Genomic DNA, 21,133 nt, shown 5'->3' with positions numbered 1-21,133 from the left:
TAAAATCAACTATTATCTATTAGCCGTTCGCTTCTAATGGAGATGTATTTATTCATATTTACTCTTAATTAAAAAAATAAGTCCCCAAAAAAAGCTCTGTAGAGCGAACTGTTGATTTATCCTAAAAGCATTGAATTGATTAAACATCGAAAAAATAATAACTTCCCTCAAATTATCCTCAACCTTTCATACACCTGCTCGCGATAACTCAAACCAATAGGAATACTTTTTTTATTGCTCAGCAAAATAACATGTTGCTCCAAATAATTGATTTTGTTAAGGTTAATGAAAAACGATTTGTGAACGCGGCAAATATAATCCAGATGTTTCAAATTCTCTTCCACAGAAGCCAAGGTTCCGTGAACCAATATTTTATCGGTTTCGGTATGTAGGTAGATGTAATTGCGCATTCCTTCGATATAAACCAGTTCTTCTGGGTTAATTTTTACCAAACGTTTATCGCTTTTTACATAGAAATTGTCGTCGTTTTTTTCAATAATAATTGAATTTGATGATTGATTTGGTCTTAAAAATTGAGTTGCTTTTTGAATGCTTTTAGAAAAACGATCCAAAGAAATTGGTTTCAGCAAATAATCTATCGCACTTTGGTCAAAAGCATCCAAAGCATATTGGTTAAAAGCCGTTGTATAGATGATTGCAGGCGGATTATTGAACATCGTCACAAAATCTGTTCCGCCGATTTCGGGCATTTTGATGTCTAAAAAAATCAAATCGATATTTTTGTCTTTATTTAAAAACGCAATCAATTCAAAAACATTATTGCAAACGCCTTCTAGCTGCAAAATCTCAAATTTTGAAATATGATGAATCAAAACTTCCTGAGCCAGCTTTTCATCGTCAACTACCAAACATCTTATTTTCGTCATTTTCTAAAATTTTATTTCGAGGGTAACTTTGAATGTGTCTTTGTATTTTTCAATTTCAAAAATATGTTTTGATGGATACAGCAATTGCAGGCGTTTTCGGATGTTTTCTATGCCAATTCCGCCAAAATCTTTTTGTGAAGATTCTTTAAAACTATTTTCACAATTAAAGATAAGACTTTTATCAGCGCAACTTAAAAAAGCTTTGATATGGGAAGTTTCGATGGTAGAATCGGTGCCGTGTTTGAAAGCATTTTCTATCAATGACAACAAAAGCATTGGCGCAATTTTCACCGAATCTTTTACTTCATCATGATTAAAAGTGATGTTTGCATTTTCAGAAATCCTTAGTTTTTCAATATCAATATACGTATTCAGAATTTGAATTTCTTTGATGATGGAGATTTCTTTTTCCTGCGATTCATACAAAGAATATCGCAGAATATCAGACAGTTTCAAAATGACATCCGGCGTTTCCTCCGATTTTTTAAGCGATAAAGCGTATAAACTGTTCAAAACATTAAAAAGAAAATGCGGACTGATTTGGGATTTCAACAAACTCAATTCTGCAAGGGTTTGTTGGGTATTTATTTTTTCTTCTTTTTTAATTTTTAATAAAAATTCTTGCACCGCATAACCAATCGTCATCACAATCATTAAAACGAGAATTCCTGGAAAGACATCAACATAATGTTGATATTTTTCTAATGATTTTGGTGCTGGAGAAGTAATCGCAAATGGTGTAAAATCGACCAATTTTGTGGTGTTAAATTGAGAATACAACCATTTCAAATATTGCCCTAAAGTAATGATTGAAGCGATAAAAAGCGCAAGTACAGAAATTAAATAACGCTTTATTTTCTTGTTCTTTCGAAGTTTCGGAAGGAACCAAAAATTATTAATCCACGCAGGAACGAAAAGCAAAATATTGTAAAGAAAAATAAAACTTAAATGCAAATTTTTCTCATTATTATTAACCGCAGCAAATAGTATAAAGCCTGTGAATACAAGGTTTAAGAATAATCTCAGAAAATTAAATCCTTTCAATAATTTCATTTGTTAACATAAAAGCGCTAAGTTAAATATTTTCGGAACCAGAAGATTATTTTTTACACGAATACGTGTTTTTTATTGACAAACATTGATTATTCATTACCAAAAATTTACGTCCAAGTTGAAGTGGTATTGGTCAAAAAAACCAAAATAAACTGCGGTGATCAACATACTTTTACATTAAATAAAGATTGAACTATGAAAAAACTCTGCTTTTTAATTGTATTAAATGTTTTTGGTTTCGTTTCAGCCCAAAACTCAGATTACAAAAAATCGATTGACAGCCTGTTGAATTATTTTCAGGAAAACAATGCATTTTCTGGAAGTGTGATGCTTCAAAAAAATGGTGAAACGGTTTACAAAGGCGATTTCAACAAATTTGCAAACAATTCCGATCAATATAGAATTGGTTCTATCACCAAAATTTTTACGGCTGTAGTTGTGTTTCAACTCATCGAGGAAGGTAAATTATCACTTGATACGAAGCTCAATACCTATTTTCCTGCCATTAAAAATTCCGAGATTATTACCATCGGGAGTATGTTGAACCACACCAGCGGAATCTACAATTACCTGGAATGGGAAGATTATTACAACCAAAAAAATAAAAATTACACAAGAGAAGATTTACTCAAAATCATCCAACAAGGAAAACCCGATTTCAAGCCGGAAAAAGATTGCAGTTACAGCAATTCTAACTACACACTTTTGGGTTTTATCATAGAAGATATTACCAAGAAATCTTACGCAGAGAATGTAAAAGCAAGAATTACCAACAAAATCGGATTGCAAAATACCTATTGCGAAACTTCTGAAACTGAATATTCTAAAAGAAATAATTCTTATCTATTTGACGGAGAAAATTGGTCTAAAGAATCTGATACGCACCCAAGTTTTACTTTTTCCGCAGGAAATATCGTTTCTACGACAGAAGATTTGTCGAAACTGATGCATGCACTTTTTAATGGAAATCTGGTTTCAAAAAAATCACTAGAGCAAATGGAAAAAACCAATGCAACAGCATTCGGATATGGTTTTCAAAAAACACCATTCTACGGAAAAATAGGTTACGGACACACAGGAAGAATCGATGAATTCCGCTCTGGTGCTGCGTATTTAACTGAGGATCAATTCAGTATTGTCATTCTCACAAACGGCACCAATGTGAAATTGAACGAGATGGTTGTTGCTGTAGCTTCAAAATATTATCAGAAAAAATATAAAACGCCCGATTTTACAACTTATCAAAGTAAAACCGCGCCACCAACAGAAATTTACAATGGAATATACAAAGCAAAACTCGCCGGATTGATTACTTTAGGCAAATTTAAAATAACTCAGGCAGGAAAAAATCATCTATTCATCGAAATGTACAACGAAGACGAGAACGAAAAAGAAAGCAGAAAAGCATTGCTGAAAAGGAGAGGTGATAACGATTTTTATTCTTTCGAAGCTGGCGCAGAACTCCAATTCTTGCTCGGCAAAAAAGACGAAGTTACTGGGATTAAATTGACGCAGGGGAAGCAATCGATTAATTGTAAAAAGGTGAAATAAGATACTATTTAAATGGAATAATGCATAAAAAAACCGCAGAATTTTCTGCGGTTTTACTTTTTTGTAAAGCTTTTTATAAGCCTAATTTGAAAGCCAATTGCCAACAGCTATTTAAGATCTTCTTTCAGCTTTTTTGCAGCATCCTCTACTTTTTGAGCACCTTTTGCTGCAGTGCTTTTAACATCCTTCCCAACTTCCTGAGCGCCGGATTTGAGATCTTTACCAACTTTGTTAGCTTCAGTTTTAATATCTTTTCCTGCTTCATTGATGGTTTCGCCGGTTTTGCTAACCGTACTTTTAACGTCAGATTTTATTTTATCCACTTTGGCGGTATCTACAAATCCTGTACGGCTTTCGGTAGTGGTGGTTGTAGTTACAGATCCGTCAGGATTTTCAATTTTTTCAGTTTTTGATGTAGACTGAGTACAGCTTACGATAAATGCTGAGACCGCAACTGTTGCGATAATGTGTTTTTTCATTTTGTATGTTTTGATTTTGTTATTATTCAGATTTTGGTGCAGAAGTGACATCTTTTTCTTTTGCTTTCAACTTCTTCTCTTCTTCTGCTTTTTTCTTGTTTTCTTTTTCAAGTTCTGCAGTGATACGCTTTTCTTCCTGTTCAATTTTTGCAGCTTCTTTCAAAGAGTCCTGATATTTCTGAGAAGACATTCTTATCTGTCTTACAATATCTACCGTTGTTGCACCTGCCGAAAAAGAATCAACGGCCGTAGTGTCGTAATGCGGCTGAACCATCTGGGTTTCATTGGTGTTTGCAGATTCTCGTTTAGAACAGGCAATTAAAGAAACGGAAATAATACATCCTGCAGCCAATACTTTTTTCATGGAACTAATTTAATAGAAATTCTGCAATTACAGGATAGTGATCTGATAATTTTACGGAATAATCAACTTTGTAATTTAGAGGAGTAATACTTTTTGAACTAAAAATATAATCTATTCTTAAAGGAAATTTATAATCGTGAAAACTTGTTGAACTTCCATTTCCTACCGCCATAAAGGCATCGTTGAGATTTTCACCTAAATTATAGTATTCCCATGAATTGGGAACAGAATTGAAATCTCCCGCTAAAATTACAGGATAGGGCGAGTGATCAACAGCTTTCCGGATTTTATTTACCTGAGCTTCATGTGCTTTAAAGGTCGGAATCAAACGTGAAAACAGAGCTGCTAATTTATTCTTTTCTTCTTTATGACAGTTTTTGTCTTCCATGCCGAGCATGTTTTTGTTGAGTCTGAAAGGTTCAAGATAGACATTGATCACCCGGATAATTTTTCCGTTAATATCTACATCTGCATAAAATGAATTTCCTTTTGATTTATCATTAATTAAATCATGCTGACGCAAAATTTTGTGTCTGGTTTTCAAAATGACGGAAGGATATTTTACCAGATCCTTCCTGAAGGCAGTGATGGTGTCTCTTTCCTGCACGAGAATGATGTCTGCGTTCTGATCGGTAATATATTTTTTAACTGTTGGCCAGCCGGAACTTCCGTATTTTACATTAAAGGTCAAAACTTTGATCTCGTTTTTTTTGGAATGAGCCAACTGTTGTGGTGTAAAATTTACCCACCGTCTCACGGGATTACAGAAAATAAAAGTTGAAAGTAAAAAAACAGTTGCAATTTTCTTATTCTTGAAAAACCAAATCAATGTAAGTATCAGGTGAAGAATAATCAGATATGGGAACGCTAAAGAAAGTAAATTGAGTTCGCTGAAATAATTTGGGGAGATCCAGGCATTGGCAAAGGTGCTCAGCAGTAATACAATTAATAAACAGTGAAAAACCAAAAATACATGTGCACGCTTCATTAAGAACTCAGATATACCTTTCAGTAACAAAAATTCTGCCAATGAACGTGCTTCAAATCATAAAATCACAGAAATATTAGTCCAGTTTGAATGTTGCCACTACAGGAAAGTGGTCAGACAGTTTTACACTGCTGTCAACGTGATAGCTAACAGGCTTTATTGAAGGTGATGAAAATACAAAATCAATTCTTAGAGGATATTTGTAATCATGAAAACTGGTGCCGCTCCCTTTTCCTGTTTCAAAAAACACATCATTTAAACCTTTACCCAAATGGTAATATTCGTACGAGTTGGGAACGGAATTAAAATCTCCTGCTATAATTACAGGATACGGCGATTCATCGATACTCTCTCTGATAATGTCTATCTGTTCCTGATGCATTTTAAATGTCGGAATAAGCCTCTTTACAATATCTTTTACCTTCTGTTCATCTTCTTGACTGTTGCCATTGAGTTTTACCATACTTTTTTCAAACTTAAACGGCTGAAGATAGTTGTTGATGATTCGGTACGTTTTTCCTTTAATCTCTATATCTGTATACTCTGAAAACGCATTGAACCTTTCAGTATACATGCCTGCGAACAATTCTTTATGTCCGACAGTTTTGTATTTTGAATACGTTCCTACAACAGGGTTTTTATAATCTTTTTTAAGATTTTTAAATTGATATTCAAAATCTGCATCCTCCTGAATCAGAACGATATCAGCATTCTGTTGGTTAATAAAATTCTGAATATTTTCTGTACCCAGTCTTCCTCCTTTTACATTCAGAGATACTATTTTAAGATTGGCGGTTTCTTTTTTATCTGTTGAATAATTAACCCATCGTTTTACAGGATTCAGAAAGAATAATCCCAGAAACATAAATACAAATGCTCTTTTTTTCCAGGAAAAAATCCAGAAAAAGGTAAGCAGAACATATCCCAACATTAACAAAGGAAATCCTAAAGATAACAGATTAAACCACGGAAAAACTTTTGGTGGAATATAAGCGTTCAGTAAAACTCCAGTTAAAAGAAAAAGTAATCCTAAATGAGCGATAAAGAGAATTAGGCGAAAAATTTTCACGGGTTAAATTTGATTAAATCTATTGATATGTTTTTTCCAAATTCTTGCAAGTAGATAACCTACTAATGCACCTCCAACGTGAGCAAGATGTGCTGTGCCTCCATCATTGCCTCTATCACTGTAACCTAAGAAAATTGAAATTATAATAGTAAATATTAATAAGTGTTTTGCTTTAACTGGAAATGGTATGAACAAAATATCTAATTTAGCATTAGGGAAAATTGTTGCGAACGCTGCTAAAACACCAAAGATAGCTCCAGAAGCTCCTACTAAGGGCGTCGATATTATCCGTGTGATTTTTGAAACTAAATCTTTTTGAGTAGCAATTTCATCTGCACTTCCTTTAAAAACTTCTGCAGTATCAGAAAAATACTCATAAATATTAAAACCGAGATTTTCTAATTGTGTTGCGAATATTTCAACTTGAACAAATTCCCAGGCATTAAATAATACATAAGCACCTATCCCGCTTAAGAAATAAAGAAGAAGGAATCTTTTACCTCCTAAAATATTTTCCATGAACGAAAAATTATAAAGCATAAACATATTGAATACTATATGCATTAAGCCCGAACCATCATTGATAGGAGCGTGCATAAACATAGATGTTATAATCTGCCAAGATTTAAAGAATGGAGAAAAAGGATAATACGAAGCTAATGAAAAATAGAATTCGAAATTTTGAAAAGCATATAGAATAAAATTGGTTACTACATAAACAACAATATTGATAATAATGATATTCTTCGTTAACGGCGGTATATTATTAAACATGTACTTTAAAATTTATTTTTAAAATCATTAAAAGGAACTTCATAAAAGCATCTTTTTCCTGTGGGTAAAAATTCCGGGAAACCCAATGCAGTGAAGTCTTTAATTAATTGCTCAGCATCAGCCTTATAAATAAAATCAAACCTTGATTTCGACTGCATTTTTGCCCACTGATTGTGGTAAAACTGCATAAATTCATCTTCGGTTTTATATTCCAGAATGTCGAAAAGATTTTCCAGAAACTTCATTACCTGAGTTTCTTTCAGTCCTTCAGGGACGGTGTCGATTCTAAGCACGTTCTCATGTGCAATTTTCATGTCAAACCCGAGTTCCGGCAGAAATTTTTTAATCGATTTGTATTTATTCTTCTCGATTTCGTTCATGTGATACTCCAAAGAGAACAATAAAGCATGACTCACGTTACCTTTCTTGACATTTTTACTGTTTTCGGCAACCAGCAATCGGTGCATTCTGCCTAAATCGAGCATCAGCGTTCTGTCTCCTTTATTGAAGAGCCAATATCCATTCGGAAGCCTCATCAAGTCTTCATCAAAGTCTTCATCTTCAAAAAGATTGATTTTTGAAGGCTCTGCAGAAATATTCTGATGATACATTTCTGTAAGATTCTGAATTTCAGCTTTTGAAGTTTCTCTTTCCTCTAAAAATGGATTGTAATCACGGTCTACAATAATCTCCGGCATTTTTAAGCTTCCACCAGAGTTATTGCTTTTGCTCGGAAAACTTTTCTGCATCATCTCATCCAACTGCGGATCTCTTTCAAAATCTAAGCTGGGTGCAATGTTATAAATCCCTAAAGATCTTTTAATGGTAGAACGGATTAAAGCAAAAATCAAATGTTCATCTTCAAATTTCACCTCCGTTTTTTGAGGATGAATGTTCACATCAATTTTCTCAGGATCTAATTCCAGGAAAAGAAAAAATGTAGGAATATATCCAGGTAAAAGCAATCCTTCAAAAGCTTCCTGAACTGCTTTGTTGAAATATGGACTTTTAAAAAATCTTCCGTTTACGAAAAGAAACTGCTCACCACGTGTTTTCTTGGCGCCTTCAGGTTTGGCAACAAATCCATGAAGTTTACACCAAAGAATATCCTCTTTAATAGGAATCAATTGCGGATGAAGCTTTCTGCCGAAAACATCTACAATTCTCTGCATCTGTGTTCCCTTTCTCAACCTAAAAACTGGATCGTCATCATGAAACATGGAAAATTCTAAATTCTCATGCGCCAACGCCACGCGCTGAAATTCATCAATGACGTGTCTGAATTCTATATTGTTGTTTTTCAGAAACTTTCTTCTCGCAGGAACGTTGTAGAACAGATTTTTAACTAAAAAATTAGATCCTTCAGCGGTCTGTACCGGTTCCTGAAACTGAAAAGTTCCTCCTTCAATGTAAATATTGGTTCCTAACGGAGATTCTGCCTGTTTGGTTTTCAGTTCGACTTGTGAAACTGCGGCAATAGAAGCCAGAGCTTCGCCACGGAAACCTTTTGTAGCAATCTTAAAGATATCATCAGTCGCTCTTATTTTTGAAGTAGCGTGTCTTTCAAAAGCCATTCTGGCGTCGGTTTCAGACATTCCTTTTCCATCATCAACCACCTGAATGAGGTTTTTACCTGCATCTCTTATAATCAGTTCTATTTTTGAAGCTCCGGCATCGATGGCATTTTCCAAAAGTTCTTTTACAATAGAGGCAGGTCGCTGCACCACTTCACCCGCGGCAATTTGGTTGGCTACATGATCCGGTAAAAGCTGAATAATATCTGACATAAAATGATAAATGAACTTACAAAAATAGTCAAAGGAAATAAGAATTAAAATAAATAGGCGATGAATTAAAAATTAAGTATTTAAAATATACCAATCAATGTCGTTGAACATTACAAAAAATGAAGATTGGCCCGTCGGAACTTCCGAGTTCTGCCCATCAAAAATTATGACAGCTATTTAAAAAGTAAAAAACCGATTAAAAAAGCCCCCATTTGTAAAACAAATAGAGGCTACAAAAACTAAGTATATACGATTTGTGCTGTCGGTTGATTAATGATCTTAAGATTCTTCTAAGACAAGCTTAGATTTTTCTTTCTTATGGGTGTTGATTACCACCTCTCCATTTCCATGGATTTTGTCATACATATACGCCATGAAATTTGGTTTGTTGTATATTTTTGAATAGCGGTAATTGGTTCTGAAGTGTCTGATGTTGATCTTGTAAAAATCATATCCGATTACGACCAATAAACATAAACTGATAATGTAAAATACACTGAATTCTAAAGAATAATAAACCAGTCCAGAGAAAATAGCTCCGAAAACGTAAGCGACCATAATACTTGACAGAAGTTTTGCTCTTGCAATCAGTTCAGGGTTCTTTCTGTATTTTTTATGTGTAAACATGGATGCTAAAATTCCCAAGTCGGTAGTTGTACCGGTAAGGTGGGTTGTTTTAACCAAAAAGTTAGATATACTTGCCGTCAGACCATTCTGTAAACCAGTTGCGAAAAGCATTAAGGCTACAAGAAATTCAGCTTCCTCAAGCGTTTTTCGGTAATAGAACTGCCCGTAAAAACCTACTCCAACGAGACATAAAATCTCTAAGATCAGTGGCATTGCGTGGGCAAAATATTTACTTTTCTTATTAAAATTAATCACGAAAAAGTTTGCGGTAAAGCTTCCGAAGAAGAATAAAAAAATCCATGCACCGACTACGGCAACCTGTGACCAGTTACCTTTACTGATTTCTGCGGCGAATACAGCGTAGTGACCTGTTACGTTTGAGGTAAAGGATAAAAATATAAGTAGAGATGCAATGTTTATAGTTCCTGCTGTAAATGCAGTCAGCGTCCCCAGTCTTATATTGTCTCCCAATGTCCTGCTGTTACTATAATTTCTTAACATTTTTTAAATTTTAAGTAGTTAATATTTAACTTTAAACTTCAACAAAAACTTCTGCAAGTCTTCCTCTTTCCGGCATAAATTCCTGCACGGTAAGAGTTATTTCCTTCACCTGAATATCCTTAGCCTTTTTGATGTAAGGTGCCAGGTCAAATTTCCCTTTTGTATTTTTATCTTTCAAAGACGGTGTGTAGTAAGCTTCTTCAATATTTTCTGCTTTCAGATAATTATTGAATGCCCGCTGGAAACTTCCTGTGAAAATGTCGCAAACGATTTTATTAACCAGGTGTGGATATTTATTTTTGATGATGCTGTACGCATCACAGAATTCTTTTGATCTGATTTTGTTAAAAACCGTTCCTTTGGTATTGAATAAAAGATCTCTGATAGAATCTCCCATATCATAACCCGATACAAGCATAATGTTGTATTGTGTATTTTCTTCTGTAGAGTCTTTCTCCTTTAAAACTTTCTTTAAAATATTTAAAGATTCAAGAGAATAGTCTGTTGCAATTAAAATGGTCTTGATCATATCTTTAAGATTTTGTGATTACCTATTTTGATAATACAAATCTATATCTGTAAGATTAGAGGACCTTTGGAACGAAATTAAAATGTAATTAAAGAGATTAAAATGAGATTAGAATTTCATGGTATGAAATGTTTCATTTTGAAGCTAAGATTGTTTTTCTTCCTGCTGAGCTGCATAAATAGTAGGAAAGCGAAGCTGTACAGTTGTTCCCTGATTTTCGTGTGAACTTACAATCAGCTCGCCATTATGCATTCTCACAATATTTCGTGCGAGTGGAAGACCGATCCCATAACCTTCATAGTTTTTAGTATTGGAAGCTCTGAAGAAAGGATCATAAATTTTATCCATTTCCTGTTCAGGAATTCCGATTCCGGTATCTTTGATAATGATGTAAACATCTGTATCTGTAGCACCCAAAGATACTTTCACCTGCTGAAAATTTGAGTATTTACATCCGTTATTCACAATATTGGCAACTGCAAGGTGAAGAAGCTGCTCATTCCCCTGAACTTTAAGTTTCTTAGGATTGTCCGGCAGCATGCTGATATCAAGGTAAATGTTGTTGCGGGAATCAATCTTTCTGATGGTTTCAATAACGTCCCATAGCAACTGATCAATTCTCACTTTATCAATTTTCTGAATTTTCCCGTCAAAACCTGTCTGTGCAATGATCAGAAGTGCTTTAATCTTTTTGTCAAGCTTCTCAGCTTCATCGAGGATAATTTCTAAAGTTTCTTTGTATTCATCAGCGGTTCGGTTTATAGAAAGTGCTACATCCGCTTCCCCCATGATTGATGTAAGCGGAGTTCTCAACTCATGAGAAACATTTCCGATCAGATGATTCTGGGTTTCAAAAGAGGTCTCAATTCTTGTCAACATGGTGTTGAACGTTTCTACCAATTCGTTTAATTCTCTGTTGTCCGGCTGTGGTTCCAGTCTTAAATGCAGATTTTCTGAACTGATTTCCTTTACTTTACCGGTGATTTTAAGAATAGGTTTGAATAATGTTTTAGACAGATAGAAAGAAAAAATCATACTGAAGAAGATGGAGAGTACCATACAGGTGATAATTGTTCTCTTTAGAAATCCCAGATAATAAACAACATAATGGTTTTTTGCAGAAGCAATGGCAATATATTCTTTTTGATTAAATTTAAATGACTGACCGATGTAGTAAAACTCTTTGTCATTGTAATTGGCTTCTCCTTTTCTGATGATATTTTTAAAAAAAGTATCGGGAATGTGTACTTCTTTGGAAATGTTTTTAAAATTAGAATCTGCAGGAACAGCAAAAACATAATCCCGTTCCATAGGAAGTTCTTCTTCATTTAAACTGTTGAGAATGTGATTCTCAGGTAGATCAAGCTGTTGTTTGCTTTTTTCGATCTGCACGATGGTAGTTGTACGGATTTTTAAAAGCTCATAGAAACGCTGATGTGAAAAATTTACGATAGAGAAATAAACCAATCCACCGAAAAGCGAAATGACGGTTATAAAAACAACCATCAAAAGCACCATCGTTTTGGTCTGATTTGTTATCACTTTATTCGGCATCTGCTAAGGTTTTTTCAGTACATAACCCATTCCGATAACTGTGTGGATGAGTTTTTTGTCATCCTGATTATCTATTTTCTTTCTTAAATAATTAACGTAAACATCTACTACATTTGTTCCCAGCTCGTAATTTACTCCCCATACTGCATCCAGAATTTCAGCTCTGGAGATCACTTTTTCAGGATTGTTGAGGAAGTACATCAATAATTTATATTCTGTAGAGGTAAGAGAAATTTCTTCTCCGGCGCGCGTTACTTTTTTCGTGTAATCATTCACTTTCAGATCTGAAAACTGAAAAAGATATTCATTAAAAGTTTCATCTTCGGTAACTTCGGGAGTCGCGATGGGAACACTTCTTCTCAATAATGACTTAATTCTGGCAACTAATTCAATAAACTTAAAAGGTTTCACCAGATAATCATCACCGCCACTTTCGAGCCCGAGAACAATATTCTCAGAACTTCCCAGGGCCGTCAGAAAAAGAATAGGAACGTGTTTATTGGTTTTTCTGATTTCTTTGCAGACATCAAGGCCATTCATTCCTGGAAGCATAATATCTAAAATCACGAGTTCGAAATCATTCTCCTGCACCAGGCTTACACCGGTCAGTCCGTCAAATGCCACCGAAACATCATATCCCTTTTCCTGAAGTCCTTTTTTAATAAAAGAAACTACGCTGGTTTCATCCTCAATCAGAACAATTTTTTTCACTTTGAAATCTTTTTTTTTAGGTAAATCTTGCTGACAACTTTAGAAATTTATTTAAAAAAATAAAGTCGGAAGCATTAAACTAACCGAATTAGACAAAAATAAGCAAAAGAATATAAATGCTTCACCCAATTTTTACAGGAGATTTTTAAAATAAAAAAAGCGGAAATTACTTTCCGCTTCTGTTTCTTATTAGTTTTTACCCGAGCTTTTAACTATTGTTTCAACAGCGTTAAATCTTAATAGCTTTGGCAAAAATATTCATAATTTTTTGATATTTATTACGTGGTAACGTAATTTTATTAAATAATTCCCAAATCTTTACAAAAAGCGATCAAATGCTCATTGCTTTTGACGCCTAATGAAGTTTTTAACAGGCTAATTCTCTTCTCAACTGCACTTAAACTGCTCGGACTGATGTTTTTTAATTTTAGAACTGCAGGAATATCTTTCAGAAAAGTTCCGTTCGCCAGCAGTGAGATAATTTGTGTGTCATACTTGGTAATCTCGTAGGTATTCATCTTTTTTACCGACTGCTGAACGTCCAGTGCCAGATGTTTCTCGTCTTTATACACCGTTTTAATAGCCTGGGAAAGTTCTTTGCTGTCGTATCTCGCTTTACGTACATAACCGTCAATTTGGAAATCTGTAAAAAGTGAATCTATAATTCCTGACTTACTTTCTCCTGAAAAAACGATAACTTTTAAATTAGCTTGTTCTGCCTTAGCTGCCTGTAAGAGTTCTTTACCACTTTTTATATTCTGAACATAATGATCTTCTTCAAATGATAAATCAGTAATCAGCAAGTCATATGGATTGCCGTCTCTCAGGCTTTTTTTAATTTTTGCCAAGGCGTCATCACAGTAGTAGACATGGTCTACATCTTCTATTTTAAGATCTTCCAGAACTCTCTGTACCGAAAGATTGGCACTTTCATAATCTTCTGCAATTAAAACTTTTTTAAACATGTGTTTTTTTTAAAAAACAGGAAGGCTCAGCTCGATCTTCAGTCCTGTTTCGGTTTCGGTTTCAAAATTAATTCTTCCACCGAGAACTTTTGTGCGGTTTACCGTATTTCGGAGTCCATTTTTGTGAGTTTTTTCATTTGCAATTCCGATTCCGTTATCAGAATAGTTGATATTGATCTGATTGTCAGTTCGTTCAAATCGTATAACGACAAGGTCGGCTTCACTGTGTTTTTTCATATTTACCATTAATTCCTGCAGAATATGATAGATATTTTCTTTTTTGAGTTCAGATAGTCCGTCCCAGATATTGCTTTCATTCCCGATGATGAATATTTTTCTGTTTTCACTCTGAAAGGTGCTCAGAAGTTTTGAAATTTTATCACTGAAAGGCTCTTCAGTTCTGTTCTCAGCTGTTTCGTAAGAAATATTTCTTGATTTTTCATACACGCTTTCGAGCTTATACAAAATGCTTTCGCGGTTAATTTCCTGTTGATTTTCAACTTCTGTCATCACATGATAAATTCCGTTAGCCACCACATCGTGTACCTTTTTAGAAATTTTCAGTTCTGAATCTTTCAGTTTCAGCTCATTTTTCTGTATCTGAATTTTATGTCTCTTTTGAAACCAGATAAAAATGATAATTAAAACCAAAATTAGAATTCCGACTAAAAAATACTGTCTGAAAATGTGATTTTCTCTCTGTACTCTGTCTGTTTTCAGCTTTAGATTTTCAGTTTTTTCTTTTTCTACTCCAAATCTGATGTAGGCAAACTCATCTTTAGCATCGTTTCTTGACCTTTGAACACTGTCGTTAAGATTTTGATACTGATCAAAGTATTTTGATATTTGATTCTGATTTAAATTGATAATCTTCCGTAAAGCCTGGAGTTTATCATCAGGACTGTCCAGTTCATCTGCCGTTTTAAGCATTTTTTCTGCAAATTCCAAGGCCTTTTTTTTGTCCGTGCTGCTGTAATAACTGGACAGCTCTGCAAAACTAGAATTTTGACCAGCGATGTCATTCTGATTCTGGCGTATTTTCAATGCTTTGTAGTAGAGTGGTAAAGGATCAAAGTTCTTGTCATCAGAAGCTTCAGCTCTCGCAAGATTGTGCAGAGCTCTTGCATAACTTATGCTGTCGGATACCTCCAGTGCTTTCTGAAAGCAAAGTATAGCCTGTTTACTTTTACCTTCACTTAAAAGTGCGTCACCCAGATTATTGTAAAATACTTTTTTGTTTTCATCTACAGAAGTCAGACCGATTGCTTTTTTATAAGAATCGATTGAATTTTTATACCGGTACAAAAATGAGGATGAAATTCCGATGCTGTTGTAGTTAGACGCCAACAATTCCCTGATGAGACTGTCTTTCTCATTGGTAAGATATCGGTTAGCTTCCAAGGAAGTTTCTATACTGCCGTGACAGTCGCCCTTACCACTTTGAATAATGGCCATGTTGATCAATGATTTTGCGGCTCTCAGTGAATCGTGCGTTTTTAAAAACTGATCTTTTGCAAGGTTGTAATAGTAAAATGCAGAATCTGAAACTTTAGAATCCCTAAATACAACGGCTTTGTCATAAAATGAATTGCTTGTATTTTTATTTTCATCTGTCGGTTTATTCTTGTTGCAGGAAAAAAGGAGAACTAGTAAAACAGTAGAAAATAAAGATTTCATGAAGGCGTTGGTTTTATCGTGCAAATTAGGAAAAATGATGATATTTTAATAGGCAGATGCTGAAATATTATGTTAAATTATAGATGCAAATAAAAAAGCGAAGATTTCTCTTCGCTTACGTTATTAAAATGAATTTGTTTTAATTTTTTTTGGAGATATAGGATAATCGGAATAATCATTTCGTGCAATAATTTAAACAGAAAACCCCTGAATAATTCAAGGGTTTCAATATTTATTCTGAATCTGCCTCAAGCATTCCCAGTTCTCCGAAATGTTTTTTGAACTTCTGAATTTTCGGGCCCACTACCGCGCTGCAGTACGGCTGGTTCGGGTTCACGTGATAATATCCCTGATGATACTGCTCTGCCGGCCAGAATTTTTCAAATGCCGCCAATTCTGTTACATATTTTCCTGACCATTTTCCTGTGGCCTCAGATTCTCTGATGGCATTTTCTGCGTTCTGTTTTTCAGCATCATCTTTATAGAAAATTACAGAACGGTATTGTGTTCCGATGTCATTTCCCTGTCTGTTGAGCTGCGTAGGATCGTGAAGGAAGAAAAATACGTCCATCAACTGATCATAAGAAATAATTGAAGGATCATAAGTGATCTGTACTACTTCTGCATGTCCGGTTTCGCCGGTGCAGATTTCTTCATATGTTGGATTGCTTGTATGCCCACCTGAATATCCTGAAATTGCAGATTCTACTCCTTTCAACATATTAAAACAGCTTTCAACACACCAGAAACATCCGCCTCCGAAAGTGATTTGCTGTGAATTGTCTTTATTCATTTTCTGATTGATTTATTGTTTAAACTGTTTTTCATTTGTAACCAAAGAGTGGATGTGAAAAACTTATCAAAAATAAGAAAAATAGAATCAAATCTTCTTTAAATACAATATCTAAACACCAATTATACTCATAGATTTCACAAATAACTTGTGCCAGATTTTTATTAAAATAATTTAAACGAAAAACAAAAAGCATCCTCAAAGAGAATGCTTCAATATTTTAAATTGTTGACAGTTATTTTTCCCAAACCAAAGCGCTTGCTCCCAAAATAGCAGCATCCGCTTCATCAAGTTCACTGAAAACCAACCGTACTTTATTTCTGAAAATAGGTAAAAGGTTTCTTTCCATGTGAAGTTTTGCCGGCTTCAGAATAAAATCTCCCGCTTTGATCACTCCTCCGAACAGCAAAATAGCTTCCGGTGAAGAGAACATTACAAAATTGGCTAATGCTTCACCCAATTTCTGACCGGTATATCTGAATACTTCGATGGCTACAGGATCTCCCTTCAGAGCGCATTCGTGTACTGTTTTAGAATTGATGGTATCTTCAGGATATTGATTCAGCATAGATTCAGGAAATTCAGCTCTCATTTTCTTCGCAGTAATGGCAATGCCTGTCGCTGACGCATAAGATTCAAGACTTCCTTCAGAACCCGTGCTCCAGTGTTTTCTTCCGCCCGGCTTTACAATGGTATGACCTAATTCTCCTGCAAAACCGTCGTGACCGTAGATCAGATGTCCGCTAGAAACGATTCCGCTTCCTACGCCTGTCCCCAAAGTAATCATGATAAAATCTTTCATGCCTCTGGCTGCACCGTACATCATTTCGCCTAACGCTGCTGCATTGGCATCATTGGTCATTTTACAAGGCTGTCCGAATTTTTCTTTCATCAGATCAGCAAACTGAATCACACCTTTCCAGGGAAGGTTAGGGGCCTGCTCGATGGTTCCTCTGTAATAGTTTGCGTTGGGAGCTCCTACACCAATGCCTTCCATCATTTTATCTACACCATGCTCGTCGATCAACGGTTGAATTTTTTCATGTAAAGCATCTATAAATGCTTCCGGAGTATCATACTGATCGGTGGGAAGTGAACCTTTTGCTAAAATCTGGCCTCTGTGATTTACTAAACCAAATTTAGTATTGGTTCCACCGATATCGATACCTAATGCAACCTGTTTTGACAAATCTATTACTGACATTTTCTTATTGTATAATTTCGAGGCAATAAATTTATAAAAAAGATTGTATTAATAATGATTTAACTCAACTTTTATTTGAAAATAGTCAGATTACTTTTTTGTTTTTTTTCTTCTTCCCCACCAAACTAAGAATCCTGTTACCGGAAGAGAAGCGCAGATTATACTGACGATAAAAGCAATAATTTTTGTCGGCAACCCTAAGATTGATCCTACATGGATATCATAATTGGCACCTACTGTTTTCTCACCAAAATTTTTATCTTTCATATCATGCGTATGAAGTAGCTCTCCAGAGTTTTCATCAAAAATCAAACTGCTGCTTTTGTGATAAGAATAGGATAGATGTTTTACGTAAATCTCGAAATTCGGATGCTCATGATCGTCGATGTGAGGATGTCCTAAGTCAATCGCGAAGCCATAAGAATTGGGATATCTTGCCTTTACCGTATTGCTGATTTTATCTAAAGTACCTTCAGTTCTCAACTCTGTGGGAGCTTTTGTTTTTATGGATGAGAAATCAGGGTAAACCGTACTTCCTCCTGAAAAAATAAAATAAAACGCCGCCTGTACAACAAAAAATGCATAGAACAAACCGGTAAGAGAAAATATTAAAGCAAATATAGATGCGTAAAATCCTAGAACATTATGAAGGTCATAATTTTTTCTTTTCCAGCTTTTTACATTTTGCCATTTGAATGAAAAACGTTGTTTTCTGGCTGCTTTATTTTTTGGCCACCATAGAATTATTCCGGAAATAAGCATGATGACAAAGATAATTACCGGAATTCCGACAACGTAAGTTCCCCATTCCTGCTTCAGTAAATAACTCCAGTGGATCATTTTTACAATCTGAAAAAAACCATTTTTCTCGTCGTACGTCTGTAGAACTTTTCCGTTGTATGGATTGACATAAGCAACTTTGTAGATAGGAAATTCTTCGAAATAATTCCAGGCATCCGGATTGTGCTCGTACCAGTAAAACTGATAAGACATTTTTTTATCAATAGGAATATTCACCCAGTGTACAGGATATTGTTCTTTTACCTGTGCAACAACCGATTTTTCCAAAACCCTGATTGGAAGTATTTCTTTTTGATCAATATTTTGCTCGTTGTGGTAAATAACATCTTTCCGGGTGAAGTTTTCCACTTCATCTTTAAATACGTAGAGAGCACCGGTAATTGAGATAATGAATATCAAAAATCCTACTCCCAGTCCGAACCATAAATGCAGTTTCCCAGTCCATTTTTTGAATGGGCTCGGTTTCCTTTTAGGGTGATGTTTTTTCTTCATGAATTTCTAAAGTTGTGCAAATATAAGATTTTCCATTTTTATTTAGATTAAATATAATTAACGGTTGGTAAGAACTTAATCTAAACAAATCTGCCAAACTACTCTTGCAGTTTGGCAGATGATTTTAATGTATATTCTGGATTAGAATTTATAGTTTAAACTTAAAGAAAGAGTTCTTAATCTCTGAGGTGTTACCGTAGACCAGCCAGAATAATATTTCTTATTTGCAATATTATCAAGTTTTAAGATGACACTATATTTATCTTCATTATAAGAAAGAGCAGTATTAAAAATTGCATAACTTGGAATAGTGAATGTTCCAATACCTGCTCTGTTTAATGTGTAAAGATTACTAGCAGAGTTTGCTCCGAAACCTATTCCTACATTTCTTAATACACCATCTTGAACTTTATAGTTTGCCCAGAAGTTGAATATATTTCTCGGACCTGCCTCTTCAGGGCGGTATCCAACGTAAGTAGGATCTCCTACAGTAACTTCACTGATGTTTTGGCTGAAACCTGCGATTACATTTAATCCTACAACAGGACTTCCAACTACGCTAATTTCAAAGCCTTTACTTTCTACCTCACCTCCTTGAATGCTCGCCAAAGGATTGGTAGGGTCAGCCATTACCTTATCTTTTACTAAAATGTTGTAATAACTTGCAGTAATGGATAATTTATCTTTAATCAAACTGGCTTTAGTTCCAACCTCCCATTGATTGGCATGTTCAGGATCAAAATATACAAATGATTTATTTCCATTTAGATCTGTGTTTTCTACAGGTTCAACATTTTGGAAACCATTCATGTAATTCGCAAAGATGGAAAGTTTGTCTTGAATTGGCTGATAAACCAAACCTAATTTTGGAGAAAATGTTGTTGTGTTTTTAGATTTTTCTACTGCATAAGCTGTTGGATTCCCAGTAAAGTGATCCATTCGGAGGCTTAGCATTGCAGATAAATTAGGAAGAATATTAACAACATCTGAAACATATGCGCTGTAAATTTTAGTTTCCATACTTCCTATTGCTTGAGAAGTTGTTGCCAAAGCATTATCTACAGCACCTTTGTTTAGCATGCCTGCATTGGTGTCTGATTGATTAACCAATGAGATGGTTCCAAATCCGGCCCAACCTGTTCCACCGAGTAAAAATTCTCTCTGGAAATAATCTAAACCAAATAGAAGTTTATTTTTCACACTTCCAATATTGAAGTTTCCTACAAAATTTTGTTGAATTGCTGTTGTGTTGGTTTCTCCACCTAGCTTTGAAATAAATCTCGTAAATTCATTTCCGTTTGAAGAATCCCACAAATAATGATTGTATCCATCAGTTTTTGTATTTCCCCTTGAAACGATAGTGCTTGAAGTCCAGTTATCTGAAATTTTATACTGAGCCTGAGCTTGGATATTAAATGAAGAATTCTTTATGCTTAAGTCGTTTGAAGTGTAAGAATTTTTATAATTCTGCTCAAATAAATCAATAGAATTAAAAGAAAGCGGACTGTATCTGCTTAAGAAAATCATAGGTGCATTAGCTGCGTCAGACTTCTTGATTTCAGTATTTACAAAGAAAGTCAATCTGTTATTTACAACATACTTAATAGATGGATTCACGTAGATAGATTCGCTGTAACCTGCATCCTGAAATGAGTTTTGCTTTTGGTATGCTGCATTAACTCTTGCATACAGATTTTTACCTACTGGCGTGTTTACATCTGCACTAACTCTATTTAGGCCATAAGTACCCGTAACGTATCCTACTTCACCTCCAAAATGATTATATGGCTTTTTAGTAACAACGTTTAATAATCCACCATAAGAAATTACACTACCTCCATAAAGTGTTCCCGAAGGACCTTTTATAGCTTCAATCACTTCAATTCCTGCTGGATCTAAAGTTCCGTTGTTGAAAGCAGGCATTCCATTGATAAGATTTGGCTGTAAAGAAAAACCTCTCATCGAATAATATTCTCCTCCGTCATTTCCCCTTCCAGTAGATTCCCAAAGTCTTGCAATACCAGTGATGTTTTTAAGAGCGTCATTAAAGTTAGTAACAACTTGCTCTTTAATTACGTTTTTATTTACAGTATTATAAACTTGAGGATTTTCAATATCTTTTAGTGGCATTTTGTTTGCCGATTGACTGTCTTTTGTTATGTATCCGGTGACAACTACCTCATCAATTTCGTTAGATTTTATAGTATCACTTTCCTGTGCAAACGTTATCATTGAACCTAGCAACGAAGCGCAAACCAATAGTTTTCTCATGAAGAATAATTTTTTGCAAATATATTGTTTTTAATTATTCTAAATAAAACGCTAAA

19 protein-coding genes are annotated in these 21,133 nt (G+C 34.7%); 1 reads left to right on the top strand and 18 read right to left on the bottom strand.

Annotated features, from left to right (window positions below):
• Positions 1-167: 167 nt before the first annotated feature.
• Together OMO38_RS13075 and OMO38_RS13070 are read right to left on the bottom strand one after the other, a co-directional pair.
• Positions 168-887 (bottom strand): LytR/AlgR family response regulator transcription factor, encoded by a 720-nt coding sequence (locus OMO38_RS13075; RefSeq protein ID WP_264750625.1) that lies wholly within the window; start codon positions 885-887, stop codon positions 168-170.
• 3 nt (positions 888-890) lie between these two features.
• Entirely contained in the window at positions 891-1,940 is a 1,050-nt protein-coding gene (locus tag OMO38_RS13070) for a sensor histidine kinase (protein WP_264750624.1), read from the bottom strand.
• Positions 1,941-2,135: 195 nt separating this feature from the next.
• Between OMO38_RS13070 and OMO38_RS13065 the strand changes: the two genes are divergently transcribed.
• Complete coding sequence (locus OMO38_RS13065; RefSeq protein ID WP_264750623.1) at positions 2,136-3,491, top strand: serine hydrolase domain-containing protein; 1,356 nt, start codon at positions 2,136-2,138, stop codon at positions 3,489-3,491.
• A 107-nt stretch (positions 3,492-3,598) separates the two neighbouring features.
• On the opposite strand, the gene OMO38_RS13060 is transcribed toward OMO38_RS13065, so the two are convergent.
• The 16 genes from OMO38_RS13060 to OMO38_RS12985 all read right to left on the bottom strand — a co-directional run bounded on the left by OMO38_RS13060 (position 3,599) and on the right by OMO38_RS12985 (position 21,077).
• The gene (locus OMO38_RS13060) at positions 3,599-3,970 is read right to left on the bottom strand and encodes a hypothetical protein (protein WP_264750621.1); all 372 of its coding nucleotides are present in this window, start codon (positions 3,968-3,970) and stop codon (positions 3,599-3,601) included.
• A gap of 22 nt (positions 3,971-3,992) precedes the next feature.
• The gene (locus tag OMO38_RS13055) at positions 3,993-4,334 is read right to left on the bottom strand and encodes a hypothetical protein (RefSeq protein ID WP_264750619.1); all 342 of its coding nucleotides are present in this window, start codon (positions 4,332-4,334) and stop codon (positions 3,993-3,995) included.
• 4 nt (positions 4,335-4,338) lie between these two features.
• Positions 4,339-5,364 (bottom strand): endonuclease/exonuclease/phosphatase family protein, encoded by a 1,026-nt coding sequence (locus OMO38_RS13050; protein WP_264750618.1) that lies wholly within the window; start codon positions 5,362-5,364, stop codon positions 4,339-4,341.
• A gap of 34 nt (positions 5,365-5,398) precedes the next feature.
• Positions 5,399-6,391: an endonuclease/exonuclease/phosphatase family protein gene (locus tag OMO38_RS13045; RefSeq protein ID WP_264750617.1), complete on the bottom strand. Its 993-nt coding sequence runs from the start codon at positions 6,389-6,391 to the stop codon at positions 5,399-5,401.
• Positions 6,392-6,394: 3 nt separating this feature from the next.
• On the bottom strand, positions 6,395-7,165 hold the full coding sequence (locus tag OMO38_RS13040) for a rhomboid family intramembrane serine protease (protein ID WP_264750615.1): 771 nt from the start codon (positions 7,163-7,165) through the stop codon (positions 6,395-6,397).
• Positions 7,166-7,170: 5 nt separating this feature from the next.
• Positions 7,171-8,952 carry a DNA mismatch repair endonuclease MutL gene (gene mutL / locus OMO38_RS13035; protein ID WP_264750614.1) on the bottom strand — a complete coding sequence of 594 codons (1,782 nt, stop codon included), beginning with the start codon at positions 8,950-8,952 and terminating at the stop codon, positions 7,171-7,173.
• Positions 8,953-9,231: 279 nt separating this feature from the next.
• Entirely contained in the window at positions 9,232-10,080 is an 849-nt protein-coding gene (locus tag OMO38_RS13030; RefSeq protein ID WP_264750613.1) for a YoaK family protein, read from the bottom strand.
• Positions 10,081-10,111: 31 nt separating this feature from the next.
• Positions 10,112-10,609, bottom strand: coding sequence for a hypothetical protein (locus tag OMO38_RS13025; RefSeq protein ID WP_264750612.1), 498 nt, complete (start codon positions 10,607-10,609; stop codon positions 10,112-10,114).
• A gap of 144 nt (positions 10,610-10,753) precedes the next feature.
• Complete coding sequence (locus OMO38_RS13020; RefSeq protein WP_264750611.1) at positions 10,754-12,163, bottom strand: sensor histidine kinase; 1,410 nt, start codon at positions 12,161-12,163, stop codon at positions 10,754-10,756.
• 3 nt (positions 12,164-12,166) lie between these two features.
• A complete protein-coding gene (locus OMO38_RS13015; RefSeq protein WP_264750609.1) occupies positions 12,167-12,874 on the bottom strand; it encodes a response regulator transcription factor in 708 nt (235 codons plus the stop codon).
• Positions 12,875-13,173: 299 nt separating this feature from the next.
• The gene (locus OMO38_RS13010) at positions 13,174-13,839 is read right to left on the bottom strand and encodes a response regulator (protein ID WP_264750608.1); all 666 of its coding nucleotides are present in this window, start codon (positions 13,837-13,839) and stop codon (positions 13,174-13,176) included.
• Positions 13,840-13,848: 9 nt separating this feature from the next.
• A complete protein-coding gene (locus tag OMO38_RS13005; protein ID WP_264750607.1) occupies positions 13,849-15,516 on the bottom strand; it encodes a tetratricopeptide repeat-containing sensor histidine kinase in 1,668 nt (555 codons plus the stop codon).
• A gap of 232 nt (positions 15,517-15,748) precedes the next feature.
• Positions 15,749-16,309 (bottom strand): peptide-methionine (S)-S-oxide reductase MsrA, encoded by a 561-nt coding sequence (gene msrA, locus OMO38_RS13000; protein ID WP_264750606.1) that lies wholly within the window; start codon positions 16,307-16,309, stop codon positions 15,749-15,751.
• Between the two features lie 235 nt (positions 16,310-16,544).
• A complete protein-coding gene (locus OMO38_RS12995) occupies positions 16,545-17,513 on the bottom strand; it encodes an ROK family protein (RefSeq protein WP_264750605.1) in 969 nt (322 codons plus the stop codon).
• 90 nt (positions 17,514-17,603) lie between these two features.
• Positions 17,604-18,806: a PepSY-associated TM helix domain-containing protein gene (locus OMO38_RS12990; protein WP_264750603.1), complete on the bottom strand. Its 1,203-nt coding sequence runs from the start codon at positions 18,804-18,806 to the stop codon at positions 17,604-17,606.
• A 141-nt stretch (positions 18,807-18,947) separates the two neighbouring features.
• Positions 18,948-21,077 carry a TonB-dependent siderophore receptor gene (locus OMO38_RS12985; protein ID WP_264750602.1) on the bottom strand — a complete coding sequence of 710 codons (2,130 nt, stop codon included), beginning with the start codon at positions 21,075-21,077 and terminating at the stop codon, positions 18,948-18,950.
• Positions 21,078-21,133: the final 56 nt, after the last annotated feature.

Source organism: Chryseobacterium kimseyorum (assembly GCF_025971945.1).
Lineage (GTDB): Bacteria > Bacteroidota > Bacteroidia > Flavobacteriales > Weeksellaceae > Chryseobacterium > Chryseobacterium kimseyorum.
Note: the sequence above shows the minus strand (reverse complement) of the source record. Positions and strands in the feature narration are given on the sequence as shown.

Coding starts and splice junctions, on each gene's coding strand:
- msrA (WP_264750606.1), bottom strand. CDS start 16,309: ATGAATAAAGACAATTCACAGCAAATCACTTTCGGAGGCGGATGTTTC.
- mutL (WP_264750614.1), bottom strand. CDS start 8,952: ATGTCAGATATTATTCAGCTTTTACCGGATCATGTAGCCAACCAAATT.
- OMO38_RS13025 (WP_264750612.1), bottom strand. CDS start 10,609: ATGATCAAGACCATTTTAATTGCAACAGACTATTCTCTTGAATCTTTA.
- OMO38_RS13005 (WP_264750607.1), bottom strand. CDS start 15,516: ATGAAATCTTTATTTTCTACTGTTTTACTAGTTCTCCTTTTTTCCTGC.
- OMO38_RS13055 (WP_264750619.1), bottom strand. CDS start 4,334: ATGAAAAAAGTATTGGCTGCAGGATGTATTATTTCCGTTTCTTTAATT.
- OMO38_RS13030 (WP_264750613.1), bottom strand. CDS start 10,080: ATGTTAAGAAATTATAGTAACAGCAGGACATTGGGAGACAATATAAGA.
- OMO38_RS13020 (WP_264750611.1), bottom strand. CDS start 12,163: ATGCCGAATAAAGTGATAACAAATCAGACCAAAACGATGGTGCTTTTG.
- OMO38_RS13065 (WP_264750623.1), top strand. CDS start 2,136: ATGAAAAAACTCTGCTTTTTAATTGTATTAAATGTTTTTGGTTTCGTT.
- OMO38_RS12990 (WP_264750603.1), bottom strand. CDS start 18,806: ATGAAGAAAAAACATCACCCTAAAAGGAAACCGAGCCCATTCAAAAAA.
- OMO38_RS13070 (WP_264750624.1), bottom strand. CDS start 1,940: ATGAAATTATTGAAAGGATTTAATTTTCTGAGATTATTCTTAAACCTT.
- OMO38_RS13060 (WP_264750621.1), bottom strand. CDS start 3,970: ATGAAAAAACACATTATCGCAACAGTTGCGGTCTCAGCATTTATCGTA.
- OMO38_RS13040 (WP_264750615.1), bottom strand. CDS start 7,165: ATGTTTAATAATATACCGCCGTTAACGAAGAATATCATTATTATCAAT.
- OMO38_RS13075 (WP_264750625.1), bottom strand. CDS start 887: ATGACGAAAATAAGATGTTTGGTAGTTGACGATGAAAAGCTGGCTCAG.
- OMO38_RS12985 (WP_264750602.1), bottom strand. CDS start 21,077: ATGAGAAAACTATTGGTTTGCGCTTCGTTGCTAGGTTCAATGATAACG.
- OMO38_RS12995 (WP_264750605.1), bottom strand. CDS start 17,513: ATGTCAGTAATAGATTTGTCAAAACAGGTTGCATTAGGTATCGATATC.
- OMO38_RS13010 (WP_264750608.1), bottom strand. CDS start 13,839: ATGTTTAAAAAAGTTTTAATTGCAGAAGATTATGAAAGTGCCAATCTT.